The following is a 7,102-nucleotide window of genomic DNA, read 5'->3' on the forward strand; positions in this document are numbered from 1 at the left end:
ATCGGCCTTGATCAGGCTGGCGTCGACCGCGAAGCCCTCGCCGCCCACGAGCCCCTCGGTGATGCAGCGGGCGAGCACGGTCTCGAACAGGCGCCGCAGCAGGTCGCTGTCGCGGAAGCGGCCATGGCGGTTCTTGGAGAAGGTCGAATGGTCCGGCACCCGGCCGTCGAGCCCGAGCCGGCAGAACCAGCGATAAGCGAGGTTGAGGTGGACCTCGTCGCACAGGCGGCGCTCGGAGCGGATGCCCAAGCAGTAGCCGATGAGCAGCATGCGGATCATCAACTCAGGGTCGACCGAGGGCCGGCCTGTCGAGCTGTAGAACGGCTGCAGGTGCGCGCGCAGGCCCGACAGGTCAACGAAGCGGTCGATGGCGCGCAGCAGATGTTCGGCGGGGACGTGGGTACCGAGCGAGAACTCGTATAACAGGGCGCCCTGCTCGACTTGCCGAGGTCCCATCATCTGCTTCGGTCTCCGCCTCTCGACAGGAGTGAATCACCTCACGACTACCGCTGCAACACCGAGTTTTTCAACAGAATCCTAGCATTGCCGCCCGAAAGCGGACCGGCAGAAATCCACCCAACCCAGCCGTTCAGTGACGCCAGCCAGCAAGACCGCAAGTGGCCGAAAGCGGAACGGCCGGTTCGGAGTGGGGCCGCTGGAACAGCGGACGGCCGCCTACCGACCCAACTTGGTCGAAAAGCGCAATGAAAGCGTCGCCCCAAACCGGACTTCGAGCGAATCCTTTGGCGCTCGCTACACAGAACACGACCAGACCAAGCGCGACCAGGATCAGCGAGCCGACATCGTTCGGCGGATGAACAATCCGTTTCGGACAGATCTCGCTGGCTAAGCAATTTTCGCATCGCAAACAGATGCGATTGACTGTCTTCGCTAGGTCGAGCACCTTCTGAATTGAGGCATCGGAATAGCTTTAGAGGTGGCCGCAATGGGACGCACGAGGCTTCGAGGCGCCGTGTCAGTCCTCGCGCGCGCTGTTCTCGTCGGATTTCTGCTCGGTCCGTACATGTTTCGCGATGTCTGGGCGGCGCCCGCGAATGAGCCCGGTGTCACGCGCCTGCCCGGAATGGACGCACCTGGCAACGATCTCGTTTGGCAGCGCGGCCTCGACGCGGACGCCTGCGAACGGTTCTGCGTCGGCGACCCCCGCTGCGCGGCCTACACCTACAGCTTCGGCAATCAGGTCTGCATCCCGAAATCCGCCGTCGGACCGGTTCGTCCTTCCAGCGTGCCGGCCTTGACCGGGATCGTGCGACGGCCGGCCCCCACCGGCTCGCGTGGCGGGCCGCCGCATCCGCCGGGTCAGACCTACGCCATCCGGCGGCTCCCGAACCTGGATGCGCCCGGCAACGATCTCGGCTGGCACCGGAACGTGGATACGGTGGAAGCCTGTGAGTCCTTGTGTCTCGCCGATCCGCAATGCACCGGCTACACCTTCAACAGCACGCGCTCCGTCTGCTTCCGGAAGAGTCAAATCGCCGGTACGATGCCGGCCCGTGACGCCGTCGTGTCTGGCATCATCACCCGGCAGGCTGCCCAAGCGGTCCCGCCGCCCCCCGGGACAACACCCGGACCGAGCTCGGCCTCCGTCCCCGCGCCCGCCGACAGGCCGAGCTTCGACTGCATCCGGGCTGCCACTACGGCCGAACGCACGGTATGTGCAACGGCCAGCTTGAGCCGACTGGATGTCGAACTGGATGCCGCCTTCAAGGCGCTGCGGTCTTCGGACGGGATCGACGTCCAGAGCGAGCGCCGGAAGCAAGACGCCTGGCACCGAGCCCGGGACGCATGTCAGCAGAACGTCGACTGCCTGAGCCGGTCCTACTCCGCCCGGCTGAGCAGCCTACAGTCCACTCTCGAGGCCGCACGCATGAGGGCGCGCGTAGCCCGCACAGTTCAGGATCCCCCAGACCGCCGCCTGATCCAGCGGGCGAACCAGCCCTGCGCCACGGCGGATCTGGACTTGCAACGCTTTAGGCGCGGTCTCACCGTGACGGGAACTGAAGATCAGGTGCTACGCGCGGGCGTCGAGCATGCGATCGCTTGGACGGTCCCTGCACAGAGGCCCCGCGGACCGACCTACCTCGTGATCGGCACCGAGAGCTCAGTCCGCTTTAGGGGAGGCGGCTTCTACGCGCTGATGCCCGCGGCCGCCGCCCCGTTCCGGCTGAAGCAGCTCGCGACGCAGACCCGCGCTGTCATCCCCCTCCATGTCGAGGGGGCGATGCTCAAGGGATCGCTTCAGATCCGCCCCCTCGTTTCCGGCCGTCTGCAACTGACGATCGCCGTCATCGGCTTCACACAATGTGGCGAGAATCCGGACCCAACTCCGGTCACCTCCGCGTTCCGCGTAGAGCCGGGGTCCCCAGAGATCGTGATAGCCGACCGCTTCGACCTAAGGCAGCCCGACCAAGTGATCGGTTCCCCGGATGAGACCCGGGCGATCGAGGTCTACGGCCTTCGCTACCGGATTCTTGACCGGCTGACCGGATCGATCCTCGCAGAGAGCATCGGGGACAAGCCCCGGTTCTCCCCGACGGGGCGTTTTGTCGCCGCCCTCGCGTCGAACCAGATCGAGATCCGCGACGCCGTTGACGGGCGGTTCATGTACGATGTCAGCAATGTCAGGGAAGCCAAAGGCGTGGATCTGGCCTGGGACGATCGCGACAGTTTCATCATACCGCTGACCTCGGGGAGCTGGGGTTCGATCCCGCTGGCCAACACGCTGAACGAGACCAGCAACATCGATAACCCCGGCGCGTGCTCACACGTGGCGTCGGCGATCTTCGATCAGGACTTCACCATCCAGCTCGAGAACAACCTTCTCCTGGTCAAGTGCAACTCTGATAGTTTTGACCTGAATGCCGTCAGCCTGACCGTACCGCGGGAAGCCTCGGCCGATGAGGCGTCTCGGACGAAGACTCTCGTCGCCGCCGCCGCTGTGTCGATCCCGAAGCTCAGAGGGTGGTCTCTGCTCGACGGGCTGAAGTTGAGCCATCTCGCCACGTCCCCGGCGAGCGAGGACTATCAGGATCCGTCGGCTGGGATCCTGAACGCATTCCTCATCAAGCCCATGCTTCTCAAAACGACAGCGCTAAGCGCATTACCCAGACCTATGCAGAACTGGACGGTCGCGACGCGCGGGTTAAGGGCCCTGAAGCTCCCGGAGATGGCGCAAACGGAGAGAGCCGAACGTCGGCTCTCCGAATTCGGGATCGAGATCAACCACGGCACTGCGATCACCAAACTGGACTTCGACGCGGCCACTATGAAGGTGGATCGGAAGGCGCGAGCGCTGGCTGATGACGGATCCATCCGCTTCGTGTCGATCGGAGAGGGTACGTCTTCCGACGGGGAGGCGCGCGTGGAGAGCGGACGCACGATCATCGTCATCAGCGATCAGAAAGGCGCCCTCCAGCAGGTTTCATCCCCCGGCAGGAAACTGACCCTGATCAACAGCTCCGCCGTGCAGGGGAGCATGGCCGTCAATTACCCAAGCGCCTATCTTCACGACAGCACCCGGAAGGGCAAACTCTTCGACCTGACCGCCGAGTTCGCGGAGAACGGCGGGACCACGTGCGACGACAGCTTCTTCAGCTGCGATATTCAGGGCGCGCTGTTCTTCGAGCGGTACCTCGTCCTGTGGTCCAAGGAGAGCGCGGCGCTCGCCATCTACGACGTCGAGCGCCGGCGGCTGATGCATCGCATCGCCGGGCTTCCGAACGCCGACGTCGTGAACCGTATCTCCCTGAGCCGGGATCTCAAGACCGCGATCAAGCTCGACGATGACGGCGGCTTTCAGGTCCTCGGCCTGCGCGCGGGCACGCGCGATGCCGAAGGGCACCTCGCACTCGGCGCCAAGGGCTCCGACCTCCTCCTGTCGGGGCGGCTGGTGGATGACGAGGTCGCGATCTGGACGCCGTCGGGCCTGTTCGATGCCACGCTCGAAGGCGCCGAGCATGTCGGCCTGCGCTTTCCCGGCCGCGACGGCAGCTACACGCTCGATCAGTACCGCCACCTCTTCAAGGTCGACCGCCTACTGACGCGGGTCGTCGCCGGCGAGACCCTGCCGCCGCCGGTCACCCGGGACGTCCCGCCCCTCGTCCAGCTCGAACGCGTCGAGGCAGGCGAGGCGGTGGCGGCGCGCATCACCTTCGCGGAGGGCGATCCCGTCACGGAGGTGCGGCTCTATCAGGACGGGCTCATCACCGACACGCTGCCCGTGCCGCCCGGTGGCGCCGCCTTCAATCTACAGGCCAAGCGCCTGCCGGGGGCCCGCTGGATGGCGCTCCTCGCCCGGGGACTCACGGGTCTCTACAGCCAGCCGGCGACCTACGATGCCGGGCAGGACACGGCGCACAAGCGCCGGTTGCACCTGATCAGCGTCGGCATCGACCACTACGAGGATCGCGAGCACCTGCCGGATCTCACCGCCACAGTGGACGCGCGGCGCTTCGCTCTGACGCTCCAGGACAAGGCAGGGCCGGCATTCGAGATCGCCACGCAGGCCGTCCTCCTGGACGCCGAAGCCAGCCGCGAGGCTATCCTGGCGAAGCTCGAAGCCGCCGTCGCGGTCGCAGAGCCGGGCGACAGCATCATCCTGTTCATCGCAGGTCACGGCGTTCGGCTCCCGGGCGAGACCGCTTACTATCTCGCCACCTCGGCCACGCGGGCCGACGATCTCTCCCATACCGCGCTGCCCTGGAACGACGTGTCGGCCGTCCTCGCCAGAGCGCGCACGCGCGTGGCGGTGTTCCTCGACACCTGCCAGAGCGGCAACGCGGGCACGGACTTCTTCGCCACCAACGACGCGGCGGTCGGGGCGCTGATCGACCGGGCGCCGTCGGGCGTGTTGATCTTCTCGGCTTCCAAGGGGCGGGAGAAGTCGGAGGAAGCGCCCGACAACAGCGGCGGCGTCTTCACCGGGGCGGTCGTGAGCGCGCTGTCGGATCCGCGGACGGACCTCAACCGCAACGGTGTGATCGAGGCCTCGGAACTCTACGCGCGGGTCAAGCGCACCGTCGTCGAGGCCACGCAGGGGCGCCAGACGCCGTGGTTCGCCCGCAACGACATGGTCGGCGATTTCGTACCCTTCTAAGCGTGTGGTCCTCCGCTTACTCGACAAAGTGAGTTCATCGGCCGCAATCAAATACATCTCCCTTCACACCAAGGTCGACCTGTGCGTCGATGGGGGATGCGCCAGATCCAGCCGCTCCATGGTGATTACATCATGTCGGCTTCGGCTAGTTTGTATCCCCGAAGCGGACCGGCGGAAATCCACCCCGAGCGGTCATCCAGCTGCCTCAACTGTTATGTCCGAAAAACGAACGCTTTCCCGACAGTGATCCCACGCGAATTGGAGAACGCTCGGAATGACCTCCTTTGTGTCGGGAAAGCGTGTCGGCTTTTCAGGTGTCGGTAAAACGCTCTCGCGAAATGCAACGTCTGCTCCGAGCCATCGCTCGCCAAAAAGCTGACCGGCGGCTATCGGCCAAACTCAGTCATAGCGTGCGACCAGGCTTCTTCAGATTCTCAGCGATTGGCACCGAAAAGCTTAGCGCACATGCGCCCACACTCGAAGGCGGTTCGTCAACTTTGACATTATGTTTAAATTCCTATATAGTTGCTTTCATAGCTCGATGTCGCTGAGGCCCGCCGTGCCGCGATTACCAAACCACCGAACGCGACCCGCCTCGGCAGCACAGGCCAGGCGACCAAGCCCTTACCATCCGACCAACACCAGCAAGGGGTCCCACACGGGGCCCCTTCTTTTTTGCGAGGTCGACTATGAGCAAGGCTCAACTCCCGAGCCTCAACGGGCCCACCGGGCTACCCGGCAGATTGTCCAGGCCGATCACCTCGTCGATCGCCATCACTGAGCCCACTGCCAGCATACGCGCCCTGAACGATGCCTTCCGCCGCAGTTTCGCCGACGGGCGGGTAGTCGAGACGCCCGGCGTGGTCGAACTGCCCGAAGCTGACCGCATCACCCTGCTGCTGGCTGTGCGCCGCTTCAGCACCTTCGACCCCGACAATGATCCTCACGGCGAATACGATTTCGGCGCGGTCGAGGTCGGAGGCGAGCGCTTCTTCTGGAAAATCGACGCCTACGATCGCGCGCTGCTCGGCGGCTCGCCGGACCCGGCCGGCCCCGCCGTCACGACCCGCGTGCTCACGATCATGCGCGCCGATGAGTACTGACGTGGTTGGCTCCCACGAGACACCGCGCCCGCCTCGGATTGAACCGCCCCAGGGCGACGAGGTCATGCGGCCTCAGCCACGCGGCGAGGCTGAACTCGATGCGGACACTGAATGGGACGAGGACTGGCCGGCCGATGACGACGGCGACTGGTCAGGCTGCGCCCACGATGGCGACCAGGGGGAGGGCTGACGATGGGCCACCCTCCCACTCTCACGATCCTTGGCTTCGGCGTGATTGCTGGTGCTACCGATAGCCAACTTGTCGCGGCGTGAATGATGCGGAATCATGCAACTGGCATCACGGCTCGACGGTCATGGTCCCCCGGCCAAAGCGATGAGGCCCTGCACGGGATGCACACGATGCACGGGCATTTTCCAGGGTGGGTAGGGGGTTCAGGCGTCGGCGCCCCGGTGCAGTTGCCCAAACCGGCAATCAGTCCCCGATGCCCTCAAACCCGCCTCGGAACGGCTCTACCAGGCTGATGATCGTGCCAATCCGGGTTTTGGCGGCTGCCAGCCTTTAAGTCTCATCATGATCGATGTGACGCATATGGCCAAGCTCGACGGTGGCAAGGCACTGAGGTAGGCGCTCGGGACGGCTGAACCTCGGTCCCAACCCCGTCAATCAGTTCCTCGACGCCTTTGGACCCGTCCTTTATGCCGTTGCCCTCGGGGACGGGACGGAGCTCGATCGTGCGGTTCAACCATGTCGCCAACCGGGTGAACCCGGGTCATTTCCAGACCGTCGTGGACATGTTCGTCGGGCAGCTGGGGTTCGTCGAGCTGCGACGCACCGAACGCGCCGTGTGGTTGCGTCAGCCCGGGGCCAATGTGGACCTGCAGCTCAGCCGTAGCGACACCGGGCACCGGGATCTTGACCGAC

Annotated in this window: 3 protein-coding genes and 1 pseudogene; 3 read left to right on the forward strand and 1 reads right to left on the reverse strand. The window is 64.9% G+C overall.

Translation table 11 applies throughout. The annotated features are described in order from the left end of the window. Positions 1 to 459, reverse strand: a 459-nt coding sequence (locus MKL01_RS15840; protein ID WP_243906170.1) for a transposase, incomplete at its 3' end; no start/stop codon positions are given. A gap of 625 nt (positions 460 to 1,084) precedes the next feature. Between MKL01_RS15840 and MKL01_RS15845 the strand changes: the two genes are divergently transcribed. From MKL01_RS15845 to MKL01_RS15855, 3 genes and pseudogenes are all read left to right on the forward strand, one after another. Beyond that, positions 1,085 to 5,116: a caspase family protein gene (locus MKL01_RS15845; RefSeq protein ID WP_243906171.1), complete on the forward strand. Its 4,032-nt coding sequence runs from the start codon at positions 1,085 to 1,087 to the stop codon at positions 5,114 to 5,116. 689 nt (positions 5,117 to 5,805) lie between these two features. Then, on the forward strand, positions 5,806 to 6,219 hold the full coding sequence (locus MKL01_RS15850; RefSeq protein WP_243906172.1) for a DUF3768 domain-containing protein: 414 nt from the start codon (positions 5,806 to 5,808) through the stop codon (positions 6,217 to 6,219). A gap of 693 nt (positions 6,220 to 6,912) precedes the next feature. Further along, a pseudogene (locus MKL01_RS15855) lies at positions 6,913 to 7,102 on the forward strand (hypothetical protein); the annotation flags it as partial.

Source organism: Methylobacterium sp. J-070 (assembly GCF_022829385.1).
Lineage (GTDB): Bacteria > Pseudomonadota > Alphaproteobacteria > Rhizobiales > Beijerinckiaceae > Methylobacterium.